Annotated in this window: 26 protein-coding genes and 1 tRNA gene; 18 read left to right on the forward strand and 9 right to left on the reverse strand. The window is 38.4% G+C overall.

The annotated features are described in order from the left end of the window. Window positions 1–347 precede the first annotated feature (347 nt). The 6 genes from ACWTVK_RS08525 (at window position 348) to ACWTVK_RS08550 (ending at window position 5794) form a co-directional block, all read left to right on the forward strand. Window positions 348–1688: a sensor histidine kinase gene (locus ACWTVK_RS08525; protein WP_308522791.1), complete on the forward strand. Its 1341-nt coding sequence runs from the start codon at window positions 348–350 to the stop codon at window positions 1686–1688. Then, window positions 1685–2374: a response regulator transcription factor gene (locus tag ACWTVK_RS08530; RefSeq protein ID WP_005387927.1), complete on the forward strand. Its 690-nt coding sequence runs from the start codon at window positions 1685–1687 to the stop codon at window positions 2372–2374. The genes ACWTVK_RS08525 and ACWTVK_RS08530 overlap by 4 nt, the downstream gene beginning before the upstream one ends. 674 nt (window positions 2375–3048) lie before the next feature. Continuing rightward, complete coding sequence (locus ACWTVK_RS08535; protein WP_456046553.1) at window positions 3049–4143, forward strand: S1C family serine protease; 1095 nt, start codon at window positions 3049–3051, stop codon at window positions 4141–4143. Between the two features lie 336 nt (window positions 4144–4479). Next, complete coding sequence (locus tag ACWTVK_RS08540) at window positions 4480–4809, forward strand: PadR family transcriptional regulator (RefSeq protein ID WP_456046554.1); 330 nt, start codon at window positions 4480–4482, stop codon at window positions 4807–4809. Next, window positions 4796–5371 (forward strand): DUF1700 domain-containing protein, encoded by a 576-nt coding sequence (locus tag ACWTVK_RS08545; RefSeq protein WP_456046555.1) that lies wholly within the window; start codon window positions 4796–4798, stop codon window positions 5369–5371. Before ACWTVK_RS08540 ends, ACWTVK_RS08545 begins: the two co-directional genes overlap by 14 nt. A gap of 9 nt (window positions 5372–5380) precedes the next feature. Continuing rightward, complete coding sequence (locus ACWTVK_RS08550; protein WP_456046556.1) at window positions 5381–5794, forward strand: transcriptional regulator; 414 nt, start codon at window positions 5381–5383, stop codon at window positions 5792–5794. Window positions 5795–5985: 191 nt separating this feature from the next. Here the strand turns inward: ACWTVK_RS08550 and pyrE are convergent, their stop codons facing one another. Together pyrE and pyrF are read right to left on the reverse strand one after the other, a co-directional pair. Beyond that, window positions 5986–6573: an orotate phosphoribosyltransferase gene (gene pyrE, locus ACWTVK_RS08555; RefSeq protein WP_456046557.1), complete on the reverse strand. Its 588-nt coding sequence runs from the start codon at window positions 6571–6573 to the stop codon at window positions 5986–5988. Beyond that, window positions 6570–7289 (reverse strand): orotidine-5'-phosphate decarboxylase, encoded by a 720-nt coding sequence (gene pyrF / locus ACWTVK_RS08560; RefSeq protein WP_456046558.1) that lies wholly within the window; start codon window positions 7287–7289, stop codon window positions 6570–6572. The genes pyrE and pyrF overlap by 4 nt, the downstream gene beginning before the upstream one ends. Window positions 7290–7492: 203 nt before the next feature. On the opposite strand from pyrF, the gene ACWTVK_RS08565 reads away from it, so the two are divergent. Genes ACWTVK_RS08565 through ACWTVK_RS08580 form a run of 4 tightly spaced genes read left to right on the forward strand, consistent with a single transcriptional unit; the run spans window position 7493 to window position 10560 of the window. Then, complete coding sequence (locus tag ACWTVK_RS08565) at window positions 7493–8122, forward strand: 3'-5' exonuclease (RefSeq protein ID WP_005387936.1); 630 nt, start codon at window positions 7493–7495, stop codon at window positions 8120–8122. Window positions 8123–8136: 14 nt separating this feature from the next. After that, on the forward strand, window positions 8137–8799 hold the full coding sequence (gene deoC / locus ACWTVK_RS08570) for a deoxyribose-phosphate aldolase (protein WP_456046559.1): 663 nt from the start codon (window positions 8137–8139) through the stop codon (window positions 8797–8799). A 53-nt stretch (window positions 8800–8852) separates the two neighbouring features. Then, complete coding sequence (locus tag ACWTVK_RS08575) at window positions 8853–10154, forward strand: pyrimidine-nucleoside phosphorylase (protein ID WP_456046560.1); 1302 nt, start codon at window positions 8853–8855, stop codon at window positions 10152–10154. Between the two features lie 10 nt (window positions 10155–10164). Next, window positions 10165–10560 (forward strand): cytidine deaminase, encoded by a 396-nt coding sequence (locus ACWTVK_RS08580; RefSeq protein WP_456046561.1) that lies wholly within the window; start codon window positions 10165–10167, stop codon window positions 10558–10560. A 42-nt stretch (window positions 10561–10602) separates the two neighbouring features. Here the strand turns inward: ACWTVK_RS08580 and ACWTVK_RS08585 are convergent, their stop codons facing one another. Together ACWTVK_RS08585 and menA are read right to left on the reverse strand one after the other, a co-directional pair. Continuing rightward, entirely contained in the window at window positions 10603–11424 is an 822-nt protein-coding gene (locus ACWTVK_RS08585; protein WP_156719647.1) for a MetQ/NlpA family ABC transporter substrate-binding protein, read from the reverse strand. 257 nt (window positions 11425–11681) lie between these two features. Continuing rightward, window positions 11682–12578: a 1,4-dihydroxy-2-naphthoate octaprenyltransferase gene (gene menA / locus ACWTVK_RS08590; protein WP_314108246.1), complete on the reverse strand. Its 897-nt coding sequence runs from the start codon at window positions 12576–12578 to the stop codon at window positions 11682–11684. Between the two features lie 239 nt (window positions 12579–12817). Here menA and ACWTVK_RS08595 point away from each other — a divergent pair, with 239 nt between their 5' ends. The 4 genes from ACWTVK_RS08595 (at window position 12818) to ACWTVK_RS08610 (ending at window position 16278) form a co-directional block, all read left to right on the forward strand. After that, on the forward strand, window positions 12818–13762 hold the full coding sequence (locus ACWTVK_RS08595; protein WP_456046562.1) for a hypothetical protein: 945 nt from the start codon (window positions 12818–12820) through the stop codon (window positions 13760–13762). Window position 13763: 1 nt separating this feature from the next. Continuing rightward, window positions 13764–14540, forward strand: coding sequence for a hypothetical protein (locus ACWTVK_RS08600; RefSeq protein ID WP_105085320.1), 777 nt, complete (start codon window positions 13764–13766; stop codon window positions 14538–14540). A gap of 117 nt (window positions 14541–14657) precedes the next feature. Then, a complete protein-coding gene (locus ACWTVK_RS08605) occupies window positions 14658–15029 on the forward strand; it encodes a RidA family protein (RefSeq protein ID WP_456046563.1) in 372 nt (123 codons plus the stop codon). 1 nt (window position 15030) lies between these two features. Next, complete coding sequence (locus ACWTVK_RS08610; protein WP_456046564.1) at window positions 15031–16278, forward strand: L-cysteine desulfidase family protein; 1248 nt, start codon at window positions 15031–15033, stop codon at window positions 16276–16278. A gap of 48 nt (window positions 16279–16326) precedes the next feature. Here ACWTVK_RS08610 and ACWTVK_RS08615 read toward each other — a convergent pair whose 3' ends face one another. The 3 genes from ACWTVK_RS08615 to ACWTVK_RS08625 form a co-directional block, all read right to left on the reverse strand. Further along, window positions 16327–17514 (reverse strand): MFS transporter, encoded by a 1188-nt coding sequence (locus ACWTVK_RS08615; protein WP_456046565.1) that lies wholly within the window; start codon window positions 17512–17514, stop codon window positions 16327–16329. A 150-nt stretch (window positions 17515–17664) separates the two neighbouring features. Beyond that, the gene (locus tag ACWTVK_RS08620) at window positions 17665–18519 is read right to left on the reverse strand and encodes an IS3 family transposase (protein ID WP_456046592.1); all 855 of its coding nucleotides are present in this window, start codon (window positions 18517–18519) and stop codon (window positions 17665–17667) included. Continuing rightward, window positions 18483–19052: a helix-turn-helix domain-containing protein gene (locus tag ACWTVK_RS08625; protein ID WP_456046566.1), complete on the reverse strand. Its 570-nt coding sequence runs from the start codon at window positions 19050–19052 to the stop codon at window positions 18483–18485. The genes ACWTVK_RS08620 and ACWTVK_RS08625 overlap by 37 nt, the downstream gene beginning before the upstream one ends. A 434-nt stretch (window positions 19053–19486) precedes the next feature. Between ACWTVK_RS08625 and ACWTVK_RS08630 the strand changes: the two genes are divergently transcribed. Continuing rightward, window positions 19487–19717 (forward strand): hypothetical protein, encoded by a 231-nt coding sequence (locus ACWTVK_RS08630; RefSeq protein WP_119206496.1) that lies wholly within the window; start codon window positions 19487–19489, stop codon window positions 19715–19717. A 296-nt stretch (window positions 19718–20013) separates the two neighbouring features. On the opposite strand, the gene ACWTVK_RS08635 is transcribed toward ACWTVK_RS08630, so the two are convergent. Together ACWTVK_RS08635 and tadA are read right to left on the reverse strand one after the other, a co-directional pair. Then, window positions 20014–20104 (reverse strand) — tRNA-Ser (locus tag ACWTVK_RS08635). Next, on the reverse strand, window positions 20058–20603 hold the full coding sequence (gene tadA / locus ACWTVK_RS08640) for a tRNA adenosine(34) deaminase TadA (RefSeq protein ID WP_456046593.1): 546 nt from the start codon (window positions 20601–20603) through the stop codon (window positions 20058–20060). The genes ACWTVK_RS08635 and tadA overlap by 47 nt, the downstream gene beginning before the upstream one ends. An 83-nt stretch (window positions 20604–20686) precedes the next feature. Between tadA and ACWTVK_RS08645 the strand changes: the two genes are divergently transcribed. The 3 genes from ACWTVK_RS08645 to ACWTVK_RS08655 all read left to right on the forward strand — a co-directional run bounded on the left by ACWTVK_RS08645 (window position 20687) and on the right by ACWTVK_RS08655 (window position 24409). Then, on the forward strand, window positions 20687–21334 hold the full coding sequence (locus ACWTVK_RS08645; RefSeq protein WP_287512089.1) for a trimeric intracellular cation channel family protein: 648 nt from the start codon (window positions 20687–20689) through the stop codon (window positions 21332–21334). A 128-nt stretch (window positions 21335–21462) separates the two neighbouring features. Further along, window positions 21463–23277 carry a DUF4127 family protein gene (locus tag ACWTVK_RS08650; RefSeq protein WP_456046567.1) on the forward strand — a complete coding sequence of 605 codons (1815 nt, stop codon included), beginning with the start codon at window positions 21463–21465 and terminating at the stop codon, window positions 23275–23277. A 10-nt stretch (window positions 23278–23287) separates the two neighbouring features. Beyond that, window positions 23288–24409 carry an acyltransferase gene (locus ACWTVK_RS08655; RefSeq protein ID WP_456046568.1) on the forward strand — a complete coding sequence of 374 codons (1122 nt, stop codon included), beginning with the start codon at window positions 23288–23290 and terminating at the stop codon, window positions 24407–24409. Window positions 24410–24561: the final 152 nt, after the last annotated feature.

A 24561-nucleotide genomic window follows, 5' to 3' on the forward strand; every position in this document is an offset into this window, starting at 1 on the left:
TATGCTTATTTTTTTGCAAAAAAATAATGTTGGAAGTGACACCGTAGTGGTGTCACCCCAACATTTATTATAGAGCCAGTATTTATGAGTTCTTGTTCCTGATGTCCTAAAAACTACCTATACTACATTAAAATTAATTACCCGGATACGTGTAGATTGTATTTAAAGTTTAAAAACACTAGATAATAAAAGGTATACAGAACATATGTAATAACGGCTAATTATAAACTGATAATGAAGAAAATATGAAAGTTAAATCACTTTTTTACGCTTTTTACTTGCTTTAAGTATTAAAAATAGCGTAAACTATAAGAAGTATCTAATATTTATGATATTGAGGTAACCCTGTGAATTTACAAATACGGATTTGGATATCCAATGTTGTGCTCTTTGTAGTGCCTATTTTGATAGCAATTATCTTATTTTTGCTATACTTTACAGGTCTGCGCATATTGGCTAATGCCGGTTACTATTTGCGTATTGAGCAGGAACAACAGTTTAAAAGTGTCAGTCGAATCACTGAAACAATTACCTTTTATGGTTTAGAAAACAACTTAATAGATAGCTTAGTAAAGCCTAGCTATAGTCTACTTGATCCAAAGGAAGTATATGTAGAGGTACTAGATCAAGGTAATATGGTGTACAGCTATGGTAATCCTCAAATCTATAGCGCTTCAGCTATTGTTGGTCTTATTGATGTAAACCCTGAATTACAAGGTATTGTATATCAGTCCAATAATACGTTCGTATATGAAATGCGGAAATATGATGGGCGTCATACTTACGTATATCATATTGCTATAAAGCGCGCTACTCATGGTAGTGATAGCTTAATGGAATCAGTTTCCTTCTATATTATTGTAGTGGCTATATTACTCTTTATTGTTACATTCTTTGCTATTAACCGATTTGTTACACGCTTTATCATGATTCATGTTAAGAATATGACAAAATCCTTAGAAATGGCCAATCGTCAGATTGAAATGGAACAGGAGCAACAAAAAGAGTTACTAGCAGGGATATCCCATGATATTCGAACGCCGTTAACAGCGATTAAAGCGTATGCAGAAGGCGTTCGTGATGGTATTGCACCAACCGAAGAGCAACAAAAACGCTATATGGGAATCATTTTGAAACGTGCTAATGATTTAGATTCGATGTTAGAGGAATTATTCCTCATTACAACTTTGAATTATAAAAAAGAGTCGCGTCCATCTGAACGAATTGAACTCGGTCAATATGTACGTGATTTTGTAGAAGATCATTTGGCTCCTTATCAAACAAGAGGTCTAGAAATTAAATTCCGTATAGCAGCGGAAAATGCTTTCATTAATGCAAACCCACAATTGTTACAACGGGTTTTACAAAATGTGTTGAACAATAGTGCTAAGTATAAAATGGCCGATGTTGGTCATTGTGTTATTGATGTAACTAGTGATGATGATTTTGTATACTGTGTTATCAGTGATGATGGCCCAGGGGTACCACCAGAATCTCTAGAACGTCTAATGCGTCCATTCTACCGTGTAGATTCATCTCGTACGAATCCACAAGAAGGTAGTGGTCTTGGATTGTCGATTATTCGTCGAATTATGGAAATCTTTGAAGGCCGAGTTGTGATTGAAAATGTAAGACCACATGGTCTACGTATTATATTAGAATTTCCTAAACAAGGAGAAGAATCATGAGTGAACATATCTTAATTATTGAAGACGATTTGGATATCGCCAATATTGAGCGTGATTATTTGATGGTGGCAGGTTATGATGTAACTATTATGACTAATGGTACTGAGGGTATTGAGGCTGCCTTAAATACTCCTGTAGACCTTATCATCCTTGATGTTATGTTGCCAGAAATGGATGGTTTTGAAGTTTGTCGACAAATTCGTGACAAGGTTCGTGTACCAATTGTTATGGTAACAGCTCGTCTCGATGATATCGATAAAATCCGTGGTCTCGGCGTAGGTGCTGATGACTACATTGAAAAACCATTCTCTCCATCTGTATTGATTGCAAAAATTAAAGCTATGTTGGCACAATATAAACGCTTAACAGAGCGTGATGCAATGGAAACTAATGCGATTCAATCTGGAGAAATCCGTCTTGATCCTAAGATGATGAAAGTTTGGGTAAACGAAAAAGAAGTTCACCTTAAAAAGAAAGAATTCCAGTTATTAGAATTCTTGATGCGCAACCGTGATATCGTATTTAGTAAAGAAGAATTATACTCTCGCGTATGGGGCCTTGATTCCTATGGTGATTATGCAACTGTAGCGGTTCATATCAACCGTTTACGTGAAGAAATTGAAGATAATCCATCCGATAGTAAGCACATCATTACTGTATGGGGCGTTGGTTATAAATTTGTTTGATAACTGAAAAGCACTTTCATATTACGCTCACGTTTTTGGTGGCTGTTGATAAAATATGAGTTTATAGGAAGTTATTATATAGATATAATCAAAGATTTAAAAATTGTTTATATACTTCCTTTGATAGTTTAGATATTCCATGTATACTTATTTAAGTAAGGCTGACTTTTGATTCTAGATAAGAAACAACTAAACTTCTCTCTCTTAATAAGTTCTCTCTCAACTTATCTAGATCACATATACTCTCTCTCAACAGTCCTTACACTCTCAAACTATATGCATAAAGGGCATTCCTAGCGACGGCTAGTGAATGCCCTTTATGTTTTATATGGTACATTTTTATATAGATATGTTTTTATGTAATTTCTCTACAGTTGAATCGTCTTGAAATTAGATTTGCTCTTAACGTATTACGAGATACATATTATTTATAGAAATTATATTTTTATAATAGATGTAATAAATTGTTATCTTGCAATGTCATGTCTTGCGTACTATAATAGGTTCATCAAAAATTGATTTTATAAAATTGATTTTGGTGAAAGTAGACATATACTGCTATATATTGCTATGTTACATTATTGTTAAAGTGTGTATTTGATTGCGATTGACATTTTATATAATAAGGAATATGGCACTAAGAAATCATTAAGAAATGATATAAGGAGATATGCATGAATTTTTCAAAATATAAGAAATCAATTATTGCTTGTGTGCTAGCCCTCGGTATTGGCGTAGGTGGAGGATACTATTTCTTTGGTAATCCCGTTACACATCAAACGACTGTACGAGAACAAACAAAACAAACAAAACCTATTACGGATACGCGTAATACATACGTGGTACAAGCGGCTAAAGAATCTGGTCCGGCTGTAGTGGGGATTACTACACAAGTTTTCCAAAAGGATATTTTTAACCGTACCATCTATGCTGGGGAAGGTGTAGGCTCTGGTGTATTGATTGACAATGATGGACATATCGTAACAAATAATCACGTTGTAGCTGGTGCAAAAAATGGAGAGGTTACAGTTTCCTTGTCCAATGGATCTACGGTCACAGGTACAGTTATCGGTACAGATGCCCAAACAGACTTAGCTGTTGTTAAAATCGATCCACCAAAGGATATTCAACCCATAAAAATTGGTGACTCTGACTCTTTACAAGTAGGGGAACCTGCTATTGCTATTGGTAATCCATTAGGTCTAGAGTTTAAAGGCTCTGTTACATCTGGTGTAATTAGTGCGTTAGCTCGTACTATTGATGATCAAGGACAACGCTTCCCATTGATCCAAACGGATGCAGCTATCAATCCAGGTAACTCCGGTGGTGCGCTCATCAATGCGGACGGAGAGTTAATTGGTATTAATAGCTCTAAGATTTCTAAAGAAGGTGTGGAAGGTATGGGATTTGCTATTCCTATTAATTCCGCTATGACCGTTGTAGACTCTATTATTAAAAATGGTAAGGTTGTACGCCCTTATATTGGTGTGTGGGCTGTGGATCGTCAAACAGCAGCGCGTAACAATGTAAGTTATGAAGGCGAAGGTCTTCTTATTGTCCAACTTGATGCGAATGGTCCTGCTGCACAGGCTGGTTTAGTGGAAGGAGATACAATTGCTCAAGTTGATGGTAAGGATATTAGCACATTGTTAGAATTAAAAGAGCAAATTGACGCTAAGAGCCCTGGTGATACAGTTTTGGTATCTTATACTCATAATGGCAAAATGAAGAGCACACAGCTTAAATTAGGCCAAGCATCTTCGAATTAATCGGAGTATTAAATATATTAGTAGATTAAATTTAACTGAAATAAAAATCCTCATCTAAGATGAGGATTTTTTATTTCAGTTGAATTATTAGACTAGATTTGTGTAAAACCACTTGTAAAATATATAAATTTCTAAAGTATTTTATATCTATAAATTCAGTAATTATCTATGTTTGTGATCGTTGGAATGTGTTAATTTTTATTTTGTAAATTATATTTTTAACAAGGTACCTTGCAATACGAGGTACCTTGTGTTATTATGTATTTGTCAGTACATGATAGTGACCGTAAGAGAGCTTTCACATTGGCAGGTAGGCACAACCTAAAGGGAGGAACTATGCAAGTTCAATTAAAAAAAGGTGTTATGGATATGCTTGTGCTAGCATTATTAACACAAAGTGATCGCTATGGATATGAAATCGTAAGCACCATTTCGGAGTATATTGAAATTTCGGAAGGAACGATATATCCATTATTTAATAGATTAAAAAAAGAAAAGTATGTTGAAACATATTTGAAGGAATCTTCCACAGGACCATCTCGAAAATATTATCATATCACGGCTGATGGTCGTGCAGCATACAATAAGATGCGCCAAGAATGGGATGAATTCTCTGGTGTAATAAATATCTTGTTGAAAGGAGTAGACTATAATGAACAAAAATAACTTTTTAGAAGCACTGCGCAATATATTTAAGAAAGCGCGCGTTGCTGATGTAGAGAGTATTATAGAGGTTTATGAGGAACATTTTGCTGTAGGCTATGAAAAAGGTCTTACAGATAGTGAAATCATTAAATCTTTGGGAACTCCAGAAGAAATCTATACATCCTATGTAGATGCAGGTATTATTACAGATACATTAGGACAAGATGGTGCTGAAAGTAAATCTGTTAATATGCAAGAAATTTATGCACGCTTTGATGATTATAAAGAACGTTTATTACCACAATTACCAGGTATGGCTAAAAAAGCATCCAAAACATTGTTATCTATTGGAAGTGGTTTGTCATATATTGTAGGGGTTTTACTATTTATTATTACACCTGCTATCTTATATTTACTCGGAAGCTCATGGCAACCGTTTGAGAATGTAACGGCATTTCCTGCATTATCATTGGTAACTTTAGTTGCACTTGGTGGTGTAGGTCTCTTTGGGGGCCTTACATGTATCTTTATTGGTATTGAACTTCGTGGTGTACGCGAACGTTATTTCAGCAATGTAGATTAAGGAGGACCTATGAGACGAATTATAATTGCTGCCATTCTAACTGTAATCAGTGCTGTAGGTGTAGGTACATCCTTTGCTGTAAATGATTTACCAAATTTTGGTGAATGGATGAAAACCAATGAACAACAGTTTAGAAAACCACATAGACATGATGGTTCTAATATGCATATGGACCAACATATGATGGATGGAAATAATCAAATGATGCCTCAAGATGGTATGGGACCAAATAATGGTCAACATATGTACCAAAATTGTCAAAACCAAATGATGCCTCAAGATGGTATGGGACGAAATAATGGTGGTCAGCATATGTATCAAAATGGTCAAATGCCTCCACAAGGTCCAGGACCACAACAATCTAATGGTAATGCACCACAACAACAAACTGGTCAAGGTGCATCACAAACTACACAAAACTAACCATATTTTATGAGTCCTTTTCTCTCATAAATAATAGAGAACGTGGTCGTGAAAGTGCATTCATGGCCACCGTAGAGCCACACACTCTATGTGATACATTCGTATCAGAATCTCTCTCTTACACACAATAACTACACACAAACAAAAAGAGCTCCTCAGTGAAGGAGCTCTTTTTGTATCTGTTTATAATTTTATTTGATGTGTTTAGAACCACGTTCGGTCATAGCTACGCCATCTTTACAAAGAGGGCATTCTTCCTGTTTATATGTAGGAACTTCGAGGTTAAGCAATGCTTGTACTTTTTCATGAGGTACGCCGAATTCTGCTTTACCACCAGAGCGGTTAACAAGCAAACCTACACCTACGATTTCACCACCGGCTTGGTTTACAACATTTACTACTTCTTGTACAGAACCACCAGTAGTTACGATATCTTCAACGATAAGTACGCGTGTGCCTGGCTCAATTTTAAAGCCACGGCGCAATGTCATAACACCTTTTTCTCGTTCAGTGAAGATCGCACGTGTGCCAAGAGCTTTACCCACTTCGTGAGCAAGTAAGATACCGCCAGTCATAGGTCCAATAACGAGTTCTACATTTTGGTCGCGGAAGCGTTCAGCTAATTCTTTACAAAGCGTTTCAGTGTATTTAGGATGTTGCAATACATTGAATTTTTCAACGTACATTGGGCTGTGGAGTCCAGATGTCAAAAGGAAGTGACCTTCTAAAATAGCTTGAGTATCGATGAGTAATTGTTTTACTTCTTGTTCTGTCATCATTTGGATACATTCTCCATTTCTTCAATAATTAAACGAACTGCTTCACGAGGATTTTCAGCCTGTGTAATAGGGCGGCCAATAACGAGGCGAGATGCGCCATCTTGTAATGCACTAGCAGGAGTAGCAATACGTTTTTGGTCATTTGTTGCTGCAAAGGAAGGGCGAATACCAGGTGTTACGATGAGGAAATCATCACCACATGCTTCACGAATCATCTTAGCTTCTAATGCGGAACATACAACACCATCCATACCACATTCTTTAGCAAGCTTAGCAAGGCGAATTACTTGGTCGGAAATAGGTAGTTGGCCACCGATAGCAGTCCAAGATTCATCGTCGAAACTAGTTAGAGCAGTGATAGCCAATAATTTTGGTCGCTCAACGCCTAGTATTTCACCACTTTCACGAGCTGCCTCTACAGCGGCTTTCATCATGACAGGGCCACCTTGACCATGCAAAGTGATTAAACTAGCGCCGAGACGTGTTAAGGAAGAAACTCCATGGGCTACGGTGTTTGGAATGTCGTGCAATTTCAAATCAAGAAATATTTGTTTGTTTTGCTCTTGTAAAAAGCGAATTGTTTTTGCTCCTTCGGCGTAGAATAGCTCCATGCCGACCTTGTAAAAGCTAACCGAATCACCGAGTGATAATACGATTTCTTTTACAGCATCCATCGTGGATACGTCAAGGGCAACGATTAATCTGTCATCTGCCATGTTGCAACCTCCATACTACATATATATCTAAATAATTTTCACATACAGAGGGCCCATCTGTCAATTAAAATTACTGTGAAAGCGGTGACTATTAGTCACCCTTGAATAGTAGATTATAGACTGTTTCATGCTATAATAAATGGAGAAAATGAATATAATTCTTATATATAAATTTTGAAACATATAGATTTGAAAGGAGTCCTATGTTAGATTTTGTTGCATTAGACTTTGAAACAGCTAATAAATTTAAAAATAGCGCGTGCTCCTTGGCGGTTATTACCGTAAAGGACGGACAGATTATAAAAAAGGCATACAGCCTTATTAAACCACCATTCATGAGCTTCGATGATGAATGTATTGAAATTCATGGCATTCAACCAAAGGATGTTATCCACGAGAAAACATTTGATCAATTGTGGAATGCTATCTACGAAAATCACTTAAAAGGCAATATCATGGTAGCTCACAATGCAAAATTCGATATGAATGTATTGCGTGCTACACTGGATTACTATAAAATCCCTTGGCCTGATCTTGATTATGCTTGTACGGTGAAACTTTCACGTGCAGTATGGCCAGATTTAGTAAATCATAAGCTAAATACAATGGCTGCATACATCGGAGTCGAGTTTAAACATCACTACGCATTAGATGATGCAGAAACATGTGCTAAGGTTGTATTGGAGGCGGCTAAAGCTAAGGGCGTTAATAGCTTGCCAGATTTATTGAAGGCTACAGGTGTACCACTAGAACCATTTATTGATGACAAAAATCGCGCTGCTCAAGAGGCTTTACATAAAGAGCCTGAGCCAGAGCAAATGTCATTTTTTTAGTAAGGAGAGACACTATGTTAGGTAAAGAATTATTATCCTATGTGGACCACACACTATTGCGTCCCACAGCTACATGGGATGATATTAAAGAAATCTGTGAAGCTGGCGTAGCCTATAAAACAGCATCTGTATGTATTCCACCGGACTTTGTGGCTTCTGCCCATGAAGCATATCCAGGCCTCAATGTATGTACTGTTATTGGTTTCCCTTTAGGCTATGAAACAACAGAGGTGAAGGTGGCTGAAACAAAGCAAGCCCTTGTAGAAGGCGCCTCTGAAATTGATATGGTCATAAACCTTGGCAATGTAAAACAAGGTGATTTTGATGCCGTTACTGATGAAATTAAAGCCCTTAAAGCAGCCTGTGGAGATAAAATCCTAAAGGTTATTATTGAAACTTGCTACCTTACTGATTCTGAAAAGGTAGCGCTTTGCAAATGCATTACGGATGGTGGTGCTGACTATATCAAGACATCTACAGGTTTTGGTAGCAGTGGTGCCAGTATTGAAGATATTCAACTCTTTAAGAAACACATCGGTCCTAATGTAAAAATTAAGGCTGCCGGTGGTATTCGTTCTATCTCTGACATGAAAGCCTATATTGCAGAAGGTTGCAGTCGTATTGGCGCTAGCGCAGCAGTAGAACTACTTAAAGATCATTTAGACGAAGAAGTATAATAGAAAACCACCTAGGCCGTGCTTAGGTGGTTTCTTAGAATGGCGGTATAACCATGCGCATGTATGATATTATTCTAAAAAAGCGATCTAATTTACCCTTAACAGATGAGGAAATTCGTTTTGTCATCTCAGGCTATGTAAATGGGGATATCCCCGACTATCAAGTGAGTGCCTTATTGATGACCATTGTATTTAATGGGATGAATGCACGTGAACTCGGCACATTGACATTAGCGATGGCACAATCGGGGCATATGGTAGATTTGTCCGATATTGATGGGATAACAGTAGATAAGCATAGCACTGGTGGTGTAGGGGATAAGACAACACTTATCATAGGTCCTCTCGTAGCTGCTTGTGGAGGCAAGGTGGCGAAAATGTCTGGTCGTGGTTTAGGGCATACGGGCGGCACTATCGATAAGATGGAGTCCATACCAAATCTAAAGGTATCATTGGACCAAGAGGCATTTATTAATCAAGTCAATACAATAGGTCTTGCCGTCATCGGACAATCTGAAGGGCTGGCACCTGCAGACAAGAAGCTATATGCTTTGCGTGATGTAACAGGCACCGTCGATAGTATCCCTCTAATTGCATCCTCTGTAATGAGTAAAAAATTAGCCTCTGGGGCACAAGCCATTTTGCTGGATGTAAAGGTTGGTAGTGGCGCCTTTATGAAAACCTTAGATGATGCTCGTGCATTGGCTAAAGCAATGGTAGATATTGGAACGGAAAATGGCCGCTCTGTTAAGGCTGTTTTAACTGATATGGATAGACCACTGGGTCATGCCATTGGTAATGCTTTGGAAATCCGTGAGGTTATTGATACGTTGAAAGGTCATGGCCCAGAGGATTTAACTCATGAATGTGTTATTATGGCAGCTCATATGCTCGTATTAAGCCAAATTTGTGATTATGAAACAGCTCTCAGTCGTGTACAAGAGGCCCTTAATTCGGGATCCGCTCTTGAACGATTGCGCATGATGATTGATGCTCAAGGTGGAGACAGCCGAGTTCTTGATGATGAAAGCTTATTAGCAATCGGAAAATTTACCTATGATGTTACAGCGCCTCAAGATGGTTACATTACACACATGAATACAGAACAATGTGGTATTGCATCTGTTATGCTTGGAGCTGGTCGCACCGTTAAGGATGGGCCTATTGATTATAGTGCGGGCATCGTAATGCATAAGAAAACAGGTGATACTGTTCGAGCTGGTGAAAGTATAGCTACCTTGTATGCTTCAGATGAAAGCTTGCTCGCCAATGCTAGTAAAACATATTTAGAGTCAATTACCTTTGGCAAAACTGCACCAATTGTAGTGGATACGATTCTTGATATGGTGGAATAAGGAGATCCATATGACGGAACAAGAAATTAAAAATCTTATTGACCATGCTATAGTAGCGCGTGAGAAAACCTATAGCCCGTATTCTCATTTTGGAGTGGGTGCAGCCCTTCTGTGTGAGGATGGGGCAATCTATGAAGGTTGCAATATAGAAAATGTATCTTATGGTTTAACTAACTGTGCAGAACGAACTGCTATATTTAAAGCCGTATCAGAAGGTCGTACAAAAATTAAGGCCCTCGCCGTAGTTGCTGATACGGAAGGGCCTTGTGCACCATGCGGTGCCTGTCGCCAAGTAATTTCTGAATTTGAAATACCACAGATTATTTTGGCTAATTTAAAAGGAAATTATAGAGTCCTTGACCTTGATGAATTATTACCATTTAGATTTGGTGCGGACAGCTTATAGTAAAAAAAGAGACCACCAATGTGGTCTCTTTTTTGTTATAACTTAGAATGCAGGAACAACTGCACCTTTGTATTTTTCTTCAATGAATTTTTTGATTTCAGGGCTATGAAGAGCTTCCATCAATTTTTTGATGCGAGGATCGCTTTCATTGCCTTTAAGTACAGTTACGATGTTTACGTAAGGGGAATCTTTAGATTCGATTGCCAATGCATCTTTACTAGGGTTAAGACCTGCATTTAATGCATAGTTTGTGTTAATAGCTGCTAAAGCTACATCGTCAAGAGAACGAGGTATTTGAGCTGCTTCTAATTCAACAAATTGGTAACCATTAGGATTGGAAGTGATATCTTGAATTGTAGACAAGATATTGCTGGAATCTTTCAATGTGATAAGACCTTCTTTTTGCAATAACAATAATGCACGACCACCGTTTGTAGGGTCATTAGGGATAGCGATTTTAGCGCCTTTAGGAAGATCTTTTAAATCTTTAATTTGATGGGAGTATAAGCCCATTGGCTCAAGGTGAACACCACCAGCAGATACTAGTGGAAGGTTGTGAGCTTTTGCGAATTCATCCATGTAAGGTACATGTTGGAAGAAGTTTGCATCGATTTCTTTATCACCCAAAGCAATGTTTGGTGTGTTGTAATCAGTGAATTCAGTGATTTGTAAATCAATACCATCTTTTGCCAAGACAGGTTTAACTTGTTCCAAAATTTCTGCGTGAGGTACTGCTGTAGCACCGATTTTTAATACTTGTTTGCCGTTGTTAGCAGCTTGTTTGTTATTGTCATTACCGCAACCAGCGATTAATAAAGCACCGCCAAGGATTACAGTAGCTGCTAATGCTAAAAATTTTCTCATTAGACACACTCCTTTTACAATCATTTCATATAAAATATTACATTTATAGTACTAAATTATTTCCTATCTATCAAGAAGGAATTGTTACGAGTTCTCCATAGCTTAAAGTTATACCAAAAAGAGATTTCCAAACTAGTATCTATAAATAGTTGATAGTGTTTGGAAATCTCTCTTTATTTTATGTAATTTTATTTATTGTATTTAATGTATGTATTGGTAAACACTTATTTGCTAATAATTGAATCTATGGTTCAACCTTATTTACCTATGATAAGTCCAATGGACCACATGATTTGGTAAATCATTGCAGCCCCTGCAGTTGTACCCATAGCTTTGTCGAGTAGGAACTCATCTGTTTTAGTACTTAAGGTATGTACTGTTTTGAAAGCTAGTGGTACTGCGAGAAAGGCGAAGAGGGAGAACCATGTCATGTGACCTACGATGATCCATGCAAGAATCCAAATGAAATTGAATAGGTAAGTGATGCTCATCAAACTGAGGGCACGTTCACGACCCAATACGATTGGTAATGTACGACGACCATGGCTTTCATCATTTCGAATATCACGAATATTATTCGTGAGCATAATGGAACCAACGAGCAATGTAGATGGAATAGCAGGGATTAATAATGCTAAAGATAAGTCTCGCGTCCATGCATAGCCTGTAATGAGGACGATGGCAAAACCCATAGCGATACCAGAGGAAATTTCACCAAATGGTGTGCGAGAAATCGGTTTTGGCCCACCAGAGTAGAGAAAACTGATGAGAATGCAAAGAAAACCAGCTGGAATATAGTACCAAGTAATGGTTGCCGATAGATAAAGACCGATGATAATAGGTACAACCATGAGTACCTTAATCATGGTAACGATGAGCTCTGGTGTAATGGCACCACGGGTGATAGAACCAGCATTGCCGACCTTCTGCCCCGCATCGAGACCAGATTTAAAATCTTTATATTCATTCCATAAGTTAGCAACAATTTGAGCTGTTACAACAGCTAAAAATATTAAAATCGTATGGAAAATGGCGAGACCTGTACCCTTTACAGCACCAAATGCGTAATAACTAAAGGATGCACCTAAAATGGTAGGCCCTAAAGCGGCCGCTAATGTACGAGGCCTAGTGAGTGGAATTATTTCTTGTATCATAATAAAAGCACACCAAGTGTGCACTCCTTTCTATTTCTCATACTCTATGTTTACATATCTATTTAAGTATTGTATAGCAGAACTGAAAGGTTGTAAATTATACTATACAGTTATACATCTCTATATAGTATAATAATTAATATATGCAGTATAGATTATCTTTTTGAAATCTATATATGCAATACAGGTTATAAATATAATCTGTATACATAGTGTATTGTTAAATCGTGAGGTGTCTTATGAGAGCTCTCAATAAAAAATTGATGACATTGGCTTTTGCCACATGCTTGACTGTTGGCGTGGGTGCAGTGGCATATGCTGATACAGTAGATTTAGGCTATGGTTTATATGGCAGTACGTCTCCTACGGTGAAAGCTGTAGAAGTCATGCGCGTTCCTACGGATGCAAAGCTACGTAATAATGAGCAAAGCCAAATAATTTCAGTGGCAAATAAAGCGGCTGTTGATGCTGTTAATACTAGTTTAAAATTACAAGCACCGGTACAGGTTGAACCTATGAAGGGCGATGTGTTAGATGGTTTTTCCTACTATCAATTACAAGGAACTGACAAACAAGGTCACCATGTAGGGCAGTTAGTTGTTGTAGACTATTCTAAAAATGCTATAGATCAAGTGATTAATATGAATAAAACTATTTTAGAAAAGGTTCCAGACTCAGAAAAAGCTAAAATAAAAAGCTCTATCTCTAAATATGTAGATTCCTACTCTAAAGAGAAGGCTCAACAACAATTACAAGGCTTGAAGGGCAATACTATTGAAGGTGCTAAATTAGCGAAAGATTTGAAGATGCTAAATGACAAGTTACCTGCTCACATTATGGGGGTAGTTGATAAAATGCTTGCTACAGAAAAGAATTTATCTCCTAAAAGTAAAGAAGAGCTCCGTTCTTATGTAGACTTTATGGCAAAACAAGTGAGCCTAGATGCAACTCATGTAGGATATAAACCTGTTCAAACACGTTATGGTACGGCTGTAACAGGCGATTTGCGTGGTGCTCTTAGCTATGATGGCTTTAGAAATTCTTATGCTTTGATTGGTTATGCCGTTCCTACAGATAAAGGTATATCCTTACAGATTTTATCATCTGATGATTCTAGCTATGATTATTGGGCTAATGAGTTGAATCATATGTATCAAACACAATCTCTCAAGGGAGGTAAATAATATGAAATCTTTGAAAGTATTGGCTTGTGCAGCCTGTTTATTAGGTACTGTATCTGGCGTAGGTTTCGCTAAGGATGTGCAAACTATTGCAGGTTCTATGGTAGTGCCTAACAATGTAAATGTTGTTTCTGCATCTAAAACAAATACACGTGATTTTGTAGAAAAACAATTGAATGAGAATCCTTCAAAATCTTCAATGGCAAATATGATGGCCAAGGAGCTTCTTCAAAACTTTGGCACTACTTTTGACGTATACCAATTAAAAGGTGCTGACAAAACAGGTCAAAAGGATGCGTTAGTAGTAGCTGTAGATGTAAAACAAATTGCACAGCAAGTGGCTAAGGACAAAGCTAATGATCCTATGTTTGTAGCGGCTATGGCGGCTCTAGATAAAGGTCAAATTGACCCTGTTACAGAACAACTCATGTTAGGTGCTATTAACAAGCAAATTCCAACTACTACAACTGTAGTACCTTTAAATGATCCGAAACGCTATGCTAATCTTAAGACTCGGTCAGGTGAACTGCTTATAAAACCTAGAACGCTTACCGTAGAAAATGCGGAACAAGTACATCCTGTGGCAGGCACTAAATATCAAACTTATGCAGCAAGTTCTCGATTGTTATATGCGGATGGAAATGTACAAACTCCGCTTTATGCAAATGCTGCATTTGTGTTAAAGCCAGGCAAACCGGTACTATACGTAGGTGTAACAACTGATGTACAACGGGATTATTTCAAAACGATATTTGACAATGCCTTCAAATCTATTAAATAATTTGTTATAGATATACTTTCACAGAGTATGTCATATACAAGGTAATTACTAATGTGAGTATGTCGGCATTAGCATGATTTATATTATTTTTTATTATATTTTTAAAGGAGAATTATTATGAACACAATTCACACAGACAAAGCTCCAGCAGCAGTAGGTCCTTACTCTCAAGCTAAAGTAGTAGGCGGTTTATTATTCGCTTCTGGTCAAATTCCACTCGATCCTGCAACTGGTTCCATTGTTGCAAGCGGTATCGTAGAGCAAACTGAACAAGTATGCAAAAACATTGATGCTGTATTGGCTGCAGCAGGTTCTGACTTCTCTGAAGTTATTAAAACTACTTGTTTCTTGGCTGATATCGGTGACTTCAAAGCATTTAACGAAGTGTATGCTAAATATTTCACTTCTAAACCAGCTCGTTCTTGCGTAGCAGTAAAAGATCTTCCATTGGGTGCTTTGGTAGAAGTGGAAATTATTGCGGAAGTATAAGATGGATTATATTTCCTTATTAAAATCAGAGATGCGTCCTGCCTTCGGGTGCACTGAGCCGATTGCATTGGCTTATGCGGCTGCGAAGGCAGTCTCTGTTTTAGATGAGTTTCCTAATCATATTCACGCACGATGCAGCGCGAATATTATTAAAAATGTAAAATCCGTAGTAATTCCTAACTCTGGTGGACGAAAGGGCCTTCAAGCGGCTGCTACCCTTGGTGCCATCGTAGGTCATCCTGAGCGTGAGCTAGAGGTACTAGAATCTGCTACAGATGAAGATCGTAAATGGCTTGGCACATTGTTAGATGCTAACTTCTGTATGGTCTCACTCGCTGAAGGTGTAGATAATCTTTATATCGAAATCACTGCTGAAACAGATGAACATACAGCGGTGGTTCGCATTGAAAATGACCATACGAATGTAACCTATGTTGCTGTAGATGGTGAGATTGTGTCTGAAACAATCAATGAAATCCAGAAAGCAGCTAAAACCAAATATGCAATGACCTTTGATAGCATTTACGAATTTTCTAAAACGGCAGATATTTCTGGCGTCATACCTCAAATTAAACAGCAAGTAGAATACAATACAGCTATTTCTCGAGAAGGTTTGTCTAATGATTATGGCTCCAATATTGGCCAGCTCTTGTTGTTGGATGAAGAAAACCCGTCTCTAGAAACAAAATGTAAAGCTCATGCAGCGGCTGGATCAGATGCGCGCATGAGTGGCTGTCCATTGCCTGTAGTTATCTGCTCTGGCTCTGGTAACCAAGGTTTAACCGTGTCGGTGCCTATCATTACAACTGCCGAGGAACTTGGTAAAAGTGATGATGAACTTTATCGTGCGCTAGTCTTTGCTAACCTGTTAACACTGTATGTTAAATCTGGCATTGGTAAATTGTCTGCCTACTGCGGCGTTGTATCTGCTGGTGTTGTAAGTGTAGCAGGCATTGCCTTCCTGAAAGGTGATAGCAAGGATATCATTGAGAATACCTTAGTAAATGGTCTTGCCAGCTTATCCGGTATCGTTTGCGATGGAGCAAAACCATCTTGTGCAGGTAAAATTGCTATCTCCCTTGATGGTGCCTTTATGGGATATAAACAAGCACGCCTTAATAAGAACTACCAAAAAGGCGATGGCCTTGTAGCATACTCCGTTGATGAAACCATACGCAGTATCGGCACTGTGGCTCAAGGGATGAAAGAAACGGACGTAGTTATCTTGAATGAAATGCTAAAACACTAATTTAGCTAACTATAAAAGCCCCCGTAAGGGGGCTTTTCTCTATTGTAATTATTGTAATTTTTTAGGATCTTTAAGTATCAATGATGCCCCAAGGCCCATTACGAGGAATGGCACGAGTGTCATCATAGCAACAGGTAGGGAGTAGGTATCTGCTAGGTTACCTACGACAGGAGCGATGACGCCACCGATGGTTTGGCTCACGCCGAGGGTGATACCCGATGCAAAGCCGATACTTTTGGCTAGATATGTTTGGCCTAGTACGATAACTGGGCTGTAGCTAATTGCTTTAGCAGCACCAATCATGAGTAGTAGCAAGTAGGCTACAGGCATCATGATGAATGGCGAGAAGGTTGGCACCTCTGTTAATAGGAACATAGCAGGTAACCAAACTAATAGGGATAGTCTGATAATCTTGATAGGACCATATTTATCGCCCAATAGACCGCCGATATAGGTCATGAAGATACCGATACTAAAGAATACGGTTAAAGCAAAGCTGCCTTGTTCGGGGCTTGTACCGAGCTCGCGAGTCCAGAAAATCGGAATAAATGCATTGATAACGCGGAAGTTTACTGATTGGCTCAAGATAATAATGAACAAGATGCCAAAGTATTTCCAGTAGTTCTTCAGTGGTTTCGCCGCCACTGTTGGATTTTCTGTGGCAATTGCTTGGTCGATGGTACGTGCATGAGCTACAATGCGAGGCATTAGTACGAACAATATAGTAGATATAATAATACCTACTACAGTGAAAGCTGCCAATCCATGAGGCCCAACTGTATAAGCAATGGCACCTGCAAAGAGTGGACCAAAGGCGAAGCCTGAGCTGCCGCCGATAGCAAAGGTGCCCATGGCCTTACCTTTCTTGCCACCACCGAGACGGTTCATAATCTTCGCGCCTTCAGGATGGAAGATGGAAGAGCCAACGCCCGCTAATGTGGCACAAACGAGGAGGCTTTCATAAGAGGTAACAAAGCCCATCATACCTGTACTACATGCAGATAATAAAACGCCGAAGGCAATGAGCCGCGGTTGATTGATCTTGTCTGAAATATAGCCTAGTAAAGGCTGTAATAATGATGATAATGCTGTATTAGCTAAGATGAGAAAACCTGCTTGCTCTAAGCTCAGTCCATAGGTATAAATGAACAATGGTAAAAGGGCAGGCAACACACTTTGACAGGAATCGTTGATCATGTGACTCACTGTGATGAGATAAGGGTAATATTTTTTCATAGTAGTGTCCCCTTGAGTCTATTTAATAGCAGTAATTATATCTTGTGTATATTATAACTCATAAAGTTACTAAAGTATTGATAAATATAGATACAAAAAAAGCGCTAACCATAGTGATATGTACCCATTTTCCTGGACACATATTATTTACTAGCCTAAACACATGGATGCTTCCCTGTATTTTACAGGGGGCATCCATTTTGTTTTTTTCTGGATCCTTCTGTTGTTGTAATAGTTAATGTATTCTTCTATCGCTACTGCAAAAGCATTAAATGATGAATATTCTGTTTCAAAACCATAATATATTTCTGTTTTCAATCTACCAAAAAAGGTTTCCATCACAGAGTTATCATAACAATTTCCTTTTCGAGACATAGATTGAATAATACCGTGTTCTTTGAGTGTTCTCCTAAAGTACTTATGTTGGTATTGCCATCCTTGATCAGAATGGAGGATTAATCCTGAAAGATTCGTAAACTTCTTGAATGCCTTCTCTAACATACGAGAAATTTGTTCTAAGTTGGGCCTTAATGCTAAGTCATAAGCAATAATCTCATTCGTATTCATATCTAAAATAGGCGACAAATAGCATTTTCCCCACGAGAAATTAAATTGAGACACATCAGTAGTCCATTTTTGTAATGGTGCAGTTGTACTAAAATCTCTATTGACGATATTTTCGGCTACCTTACCGACTTTCCCTTTGTAAGAGTGATACTTTTCTTTCGGTCGATTTCCTGCGAGTCCCATACAATGCATAAGTCTTTGTACTCGTTTATGATTAACTACAAAACCTCGATTAAGAAGCTCCCGATATACACGGCGTACACCATACCGCCCTTTATGTTCTGTAAAAATCTTTTGAATTTCATCTTTTAGCTCTGTATTTCTTTTATCTACAAGATCTACTTTATTAAGTTCAAAATAATAGGTAGATTTGGACATTGGCATAGCTTTCAAAAGATGTTTTAGTTGATAGCCTTGCTGGCGGAGCGTTTTGATAATCGCTGCTTTTTCGCCTTGAGTCGCGCAGCCTCTTTTTCTTCTCTCAAGGCAATCTCTTTTTTTATGACTTCATTTTCAGCTTTAATATAAGCATTTTCAGCTCGTAAGCGAATGAGTTCCTCATATTCACTCTCTTTGAGCTCTCGAGGTGAGATAGTCTTAGGTACTTTCATTTTGCAATCCTTTGGTGGTCGTCCTTTAGGTTTATTAATAAGACCATTGTATCCCAAAGTTTTGTATTTATGAACCCATTGATACAGTTGTCCAGAATTAATACCCGCTACAATAGCTACTGATCTTAAACCTTGACCTGAAAGAACTTGGCATACTAACTCAAATTTTTCTTTTGGAGACCAACACTTATTAGTCCCTCGACATTTATTAATGTCTGAACCATGAAGTCTTTCTAATTTAACCCAATCTCTTATTAGTTTATGAAATGTATCTGTCCTCACACCGTTAGGCGTCTTGGGCCATTCACCTTGATAGAATAATTCAATTGCTTTTCTTTTAAATTCATAACTATATCTCATGAAAATACCCCCTTTACTGGTTGTCCAGTAAAGGGGGTACATATCATAGTTAGCGTTTTATATAGTTTAGTTGGCGTTAACTAAAACAGAGTTTAATATCATTCAAGATGAATTCATCAATTTGATAGATATTGAAGTGACATGCGACATATCTTTTGTAATAAGCATTTAATCGTTACGGCCGTAGTGAGTAGGAAACAGATATGAAGATACATTTCTCATGCAGTAACGAGGCGGAGTATATCCGCCTCAATCCTATCATAAAGTTATTGATAAGTGATAAATCATTAAAATATAGAGAAAAAGTAGATAAAGATGGTAGAACTCATATTTACTTTATTACTAAAAAGGCCTAGTCATGACTAGGCCTAAATATTGTATCTTGTTTTAATACTATGTATAATGAACTTAAATGATATGGAAAGAGTGGTAAAATGTTATCTCTTATATTAATAAAACTAAATGAAGAAAAAGCTATATATGAGTTCCACCCTAACGCTAGTGCTGAGTATGGCATAATAGAATTAGATCGTAAAAGCAATGTGGCTATTGTTAAAGAACCATTGCAAGGTAGTGAGTGGCATACAGTACACGCTTTAAATAAATTGGAGGAATACGGAAGTTTAAACTCATTTCCTAAAGAAGAAACATTATATTGGTATTAAGAGTTATGCAACATGTATAACTCTTTTTTATAAGCATTTTACGCTCTTTCATGTGTGATGATTGGGCACATTTTTATTGGTGTAAAATAAAACATCCTGCTTATATGGCAAGGTGTAAGAGATGATTATATGATTTTGTAAAATGTCATGGGGCAATAAATGGGGCAAATACCACCATTTAATAGAGAATGATTGATACACAAAATTCACTCAATAATATAAGAAAACCTAGATAACATCTGTATTATGTGTATCTAGGTTTATCTATTATATCTCTATCATTATCATTTAAAAGTTGGCAGAGGAGGAGGGATTTGAACCCCCGCGCCGGTTGCCCGACCTACCGCATTTCGAGTGCGGACCCTTCAGCCTCTTGGGTACTCCTCCGTGCTTTACGGCGCTCTTTAAAGAAGTCTTTCATAATTTGGCTACATTCATCACCAAGCACTCCAGATGCTAGTTCTGGTTCATGATTTAAACCAGGATGAGAGAGCACATTGAATAGCGATTCCACGGCGCCTCCTTTGTAATCACTTGCACCATATACAACACGGTCTATACGACTGTTAATGATGGCTCCAGCGCACATCGGACACGGCTCTATCGTAACATACAGGGTACAACCAGTCAACCGCCAGCGCTTGAGTACATCGCATGCTTCGCGGATTACGAGGACCTCTGCATGAGCCGTTGCATCATGGTCGAGTTCACGACGATTATGGTGGCGTGAAACAATTGTATTATCTTTTACGAGAATGGCACCGATAGGGATTTCTCCAAGTTCATAAGCCTTGCGAGCTTCTTCCATGGCAATGGCAATAAAATATTCGTCCCGTGTGCGTTCATCCATATTTTCAATGTCTGTAGGTGTAATGTCTTTTGTCATTGGCATACCTCTTCATGTATAATATCTTACATAAAGTCTATCATAGTGTACGCAGTTATGCGAATAGATTATTTGGGGGAATTATGGACATTATTTGGTATATATTTGATATGATTGGCACCATTGCCTTTGCTGTATCCGGTGCACTCGTTGGGGTATCCCGGAAGATGGATATATTTGGTATGACTGTCCTTGCATTGGCTACTGCTATTGGTGGTGGTATTGTACGGGACGTGTTGCTCGGCTATTTTCCGCCGAATTCATTGCGAAATATAGTGTATGTTACTGTTGTTTTAGTGGTAACTGTTATCGTGTTCTTGATTTATAACAGCCGATATCGCAAGCATGCGATGGGGCCTCGTAGTCGAGCTAGTTACTTGCTGGCCGATGCGTTAGGGTTAGCATCATTTACCGTAACAGGTGCTTCTGCAGGTTTTAAACTTTATCCAGAGTTGCCTATCTTTATTGTGTTGCTCGGTACAATCACTGCTGTTGGTGGCGGTATTATCCGCGATATGTTGGCGCAACGCATCCCATCTGTTTTGAAAGAGGATGTATATGCCTTGCCTAGTATTATTGGAGGCATCGTTTATTATCTTATGGTCACATCGAGTTGGGACAGTATGGCCGTATATGGTGCTTTCACAGTAGTACTCGTTATCCGTCTGCTAGCCCTCAAGTACAATTGGAGTCTGCCTAAGGTAGGAAAAACCAAGCCGGTTGCGAAATAATAGTCAAATGATATAATTATACTATTGAGCATATGAACATTTCATAAAAGTGTCAGAAAAAGAGAGTATTATAAAACAGTTAATTTCGCGAGTCGGGAGTACTCGCTACACAGAAGGAGATTTGATTTATGACGAATAAATGGTTGAAAGTAGCACTTATGGCTGCAGCTATCGCTACTGGCACATCTATTAAAATTGATGCGGAAACCGTGTTGTATGTACCTCAAGATGATCGCCCTGTAAGCTTACAATATACTGTAGATACAGCTCGCGAAGCAGGTATGACTATATTGACACCACCTCAGAACTTGATTTCTGGTAAGAATTACCAAGGTCAAGCAGATCAAATCATGGCTTGGGTTGAACAAAATGCAGGTCGTGCTGATGTGATGGTATTGAGTACAGATACGCTTATTTATGGTGGTCTTGTAGACTCTCGTAAACACAACATTCCACTTACTACATTGGAAAGCCGTTTAAAACGTATTGAATCCTTAAAAGCTCGTAATAAAAACGTGCGTATTTATGGTTTTGGCACTGTAATGCGTTCTCCACGTGCTAGTGGGGGCGGCACTGAACCAGCTTATTATGCGGAATACGGTCCTACTATCTTCCAAATTGCAGCATTGCAAGATAAATTAGACTCTGGCTCCTTAACACAAGAGGAAACTCAAAAATTGATGAGCTTACAAGCCTCTGTTCCTGTAGAATATTTACAAGACTGGTTTGACCGCCGTCAAAAAAATATGAAAATCAACAAAGAGTTAATCGACGAAACTCGTAGCGGTGTATTCAATTACTTTGCATTGGGCCATGATGATACATCCCAATTGTCCCAATCTGCATTAGAAGGTCGTTACTTAAGTAAATATTCCAAGGATATTCCTGTTGAGAAATATGGTAGCTTCCCTGGTGCCGACCAACTTGGGCTCTTGTTGATGGCTCGTTCTCGTACAGATGAAAGTACAGAAAAACCTACATTCTCTGTAATTTACCCACTCGGTGGTGGCGGTAAAACATTGCCAGGTTACGAAGACCAAACCATCGATAAAACAATTGCTCAACACGTTGAGGCCGTAGGTGGCACAATGGTGACACAAGGCAAACCAACTGTGTTGTTAGCAGTGAATACACCACTTACTACAAGCACAGGTGAATCTGAAAGCTTCGAGAACTTCCCGATGATTTCTAATTCTACAAATGCTTTCGTAGATCGAATTCAACAAGCTGTTGATTCTGGTGTAAACGTAAGCGTTGCTGATATTGCTTATAACAATGGTGCGGACAATACATTAGTAGCTGCTATGTACAAACGCGATATGTTATACAAAATCGGTGCGTACAATGGTTGGAATACCGCAAGTAATACGGTAGGCTACGCCATTGCGCAAGGGGTATTGCTCAAAACTATGAGCCCAGAAGGTCACCGCAAAATGTTGACTCAACAATATTTGGATAACTGGGCGTACCAAGCAAATATCCGCAAAGATATTTACCGTATGCAAGACTCTATTCGCACAGATAATGTACGTTATTCTGGCGAGTTAAATGAACGTCTTGAAAGCTACTTAGGCGAACGGATTCAAGACTTCGCTGAAAAATATCTTAAAATCGATCCTCGTACAGTAAAAGCTACATTCCCTTGGGGGCGTCTATTCGAAACAGATATCACTGTTTACGACAAACCAGTGGTACCTCTTGAAAAAGAATTGCGCTTGAAACGTGAAGCAGAAGCGAAAGCTAAAGCTGAGGCAGAAGCTAAGGCTAAGGCTGAGGAAGCAGCTAAAGCGAATGGTCAAGCTGCGCCAGCACAACCTGCTCAACCAGCAAAGACAACAGCTGTTCAAATTACATCATCTGTAATTCCAGTAGTTAAACAACCGGCTACAACATCTCAAGGGCCACGCCTTGTGCCAACACCTGCAGTTGTATCTGGTCAATAATGAATAGGGAATGGCTATGAAAAAAGCATTTTTACCGGAAATTACATATATGCGTGGCCTCTGTATGCTCGGTGTTATCGGCATTCATGTAGGTTCTTACGCATTACAAAATCCTTTTGTAAATTTAGAACTCATTAGCGTCTTAGAAATTCTATCGCGCTTTGGAGTACCAGCATTTTTCTTCCTCTCTGCATTTGGATTGTTCTACCATACATCTGTAGAGGGACCATTCTCATATAAGGAATTTATGCACCGCCGTATTCAGGTGGTGCTATTTCCATATATTACGTGGTCCATATTTTATTTGCTCTACACGGGACTAACGGCGCATAATCTAGGTAATTTGCATCCTGGACCATTGGCTGTAAATCTATTATTTGGTACGTCTATGTATCATTTATACTTTATGGTTATCCTCTTATGGTTCTACGTGATGATGCCTCTATGGCGAGCTATGGTGAAAGTCATCTTAAAACGCCCTGTATTTTGGATGGTTCTATTATTTATCATCCAAGTGGGCATCGATTATGTTTCGTCTTACATGCTCGGCCGGTGGGTAACAGAACACCTCAGCAATAATCCTGTCTTGAAATATCTCTTTGATATGAGACTAAATTATTGGGTTATCCATTATGTGTGGATATTCCTGTTGGGGGCTGTATGTGCTGAGCGCTATGAAACGGTATGCGAATACATGTGGCGCTATCGTTACTTATTAGGCATTAGTGCAGTAGGCTCTATTTTGTTGATGCTTGGATCCTACTACTATGTCATGGACGTATGGCATTATACAGTGCTTGAAGCAATTTATACAGTTCATCAAATGAGCCCAATGGGTGTTCTCTATACTGGACTGGGAACACTATTTAGCCTGTTCTTATTCCAAACCTTACCAATGAATGCAACTATGGAATCTACTTGGTCAGAAATAGGGGATAAGTCCTATGGTATTTATTTAGCACATCCATTCTGGTTGTTGATCATCTCTGGTGTGATGGCTAAATATAATCTCCTCTATACAGTGGTCAATGTACTTGCCATGTATGCTATGGCGCTAGGCCTGTCCTATTTGACTACCGTGACATTAAACCATGTACCTAAACCATTACGTAAATTTATATTAGGACATTAATAATATACATCCGCTAGGATATAGTTTTTAACTATGGTATCCTAGCGGATTTTTGTATATCTAAGTTACATCTTTCACAAAGTAAAGTGTGAAAATTTGAAAGTAATTGTGATATAATAAGTCCATGATGATTACTACTTGATAGAGTAACG

The sequence above is a fragment of the Veillonella sp. Ser01 genome (genome assembly GCF_053850375.1).

Bases quoted from the DNA above. Each gene is read 5' to 3' on its own strand.
- ACWTVK_RS08625 (WP_456046566.1), bottom strand. From the start codon at position 19,052: ATGAGATATAGTTATGAATTTAAAAGAAAAGCAATTGAATTATTCTAT.
- ACWTVK_RS08575 (WP_456046560.1), top strand. From the start codon at position 8,853: ATGCGCATGTATGATATTATTCTAAAAAAGCGATCTAATTTACCCTTA.
- pyrF (WP_456046558.1), bottom strand. From the start codon at position 7,289: ATGGCAGATGACAGATTAATCGTTGCCCTTGACGTATCCACGATGGAT.
- tadA (WP_456046593.1), bottom strand. From the start codon at position 20,603: ATGACAAAAGACATTACACCTACAGACATTGAAAATATGGATGAACGC.
- ACWTVK_RS08540 (WP_456046554.1), top strand. From the start codon at position 4,480: ATGCAAGTTCAATTAAAAAAAGGTGTTATGGATATGCTTGTGCTAGCA.
- ACWTVK_RS08615 (WP_456046565.1), bottom strand. From the start codon at position 17,514: ATGAAAAAATATTACCCTTATCTCATCACAGTGAGTCACATGATCAAC.
- ACWTVK_RS08630 (WP_119206496.1), top strand. From the start codon at position 19,487: ATGTTATCTCTTATATTAATAAAACTAAATGAAGAAAAAGCTATATAT.
- menA (WP_314108246.1), bottom strand. From the start codon at position 12,578: ATGATACAAGAAATAATTCCACTCACTAGGCCTCGTACATTAGCGGCC.
- deoC (WP_456046559.1), top strand. From the start codon at position 8,137: ATGTTAGGTAAAGAATTATTATCCTATGTGGACCACACACTATTGCGT.
- ACWTVK_RS08605 (WP_456046563.1), top strand. From the start codon at position 14,658: ATGAACACAATTCACACAGACAAAGCTCCAGCAGCAGTAGGTCCTTAC.
- ACWTVK_RS08535 (WP_456046553.1), top strand. From the start codon at position 3,049: ATGAATTTTTCAAAATATAAGAAATCAATTATTGCTTGTGTGCTAGCC.
- ACWTVK_RS08580 (WP_456046561.1), top strand. From the start codon at position 10,165: ATGACGGAACAAGAAATTAAAAATCTTATTGACCATGCTATAGTAGCG.
- pyrE (WP_456046557.1), bottom strand. From the start codon at position 6,573: ATGATGACAGAACAAGAAGTAAAACAATTACTCATCGATACTCAAGCT.
- ACWTVK_RS08565 (WP_005387936.1), top strand. From the start codon at position 7,493: ATGTTAGATTTTGTTGCATTAGACTTTGAAACAGCTAATAAATTTAAA.
- ACWTVK_RS08550 (WP_456046556.1), top strand. From the start codon at position 5,381: ATGAGACGAATTATAATTGCTGCCATTCTAACTGTAATCAGTGCTGTA.
- ACWTVK_RS08600 (WP_105085320.1), top strand. From the start codon at position 13,764: ATGAAATCTTTGAAAGTATTGGCTTGTGCAGCCTGTTTATTAGGTACT.
- ACWTVK_RS08650 (WP_456046567.1), top strand. From the start codon at position 21,463: ATGACGAATAAATGGTTGAAAGTAGCACTTATGGCTGCAGCTATCGCT.
- ACWTVK_RS08610 (WP_456046564.1), top strand. From the start codon at position 15,031: ATGGATTATATTTCCTTATTAAAATCAGAGATGCGTCCTGCCTTCGGG.
- ACWTVK_RS08545 (WP_456046555.1), top strand. From the start codon at position 4,796: ATGAACAAAAATAACTTTTTAGAAGCACTGCGCAATATATTTAAGAAA.
- ACWTVK_RS08585 (WP_156719647.1), bottom strand. From the start codon at position 11,424: ATGAGAAAATTTTTAGCATTAGCAGCTACTGTAATCCTTGGCGGTGCT.
- ACWTVK_RS08595 (WP_456046562.1), top strand. From the start codon at position 12,818: ATGAGAGCTCTCAATAAAAAATTGATGACATTGGCTTTTGCCACATGC.
- ACWTVK_RS08530 (WP_005387927.1), top strand. From the start codon at position 1,685: ATGAGTGAACATATCTTAATTATTGAAGACGATTTGGATATCGCCAAT.
- ACWTVK_RS08655 (WP_456046568.1), top strand. From the start codon at position 23,288: ATGGCTATGAAAAAAGCATTTTTACCGGAAATTACATATATGCGTGGC.
- ACWTVK_RS08645 (WP_287512089.1), top strand. From the start codon at position 20,687: ATGGACATTATTTGGTATATATTTGATATGATTGGCACCATTGCCTTT.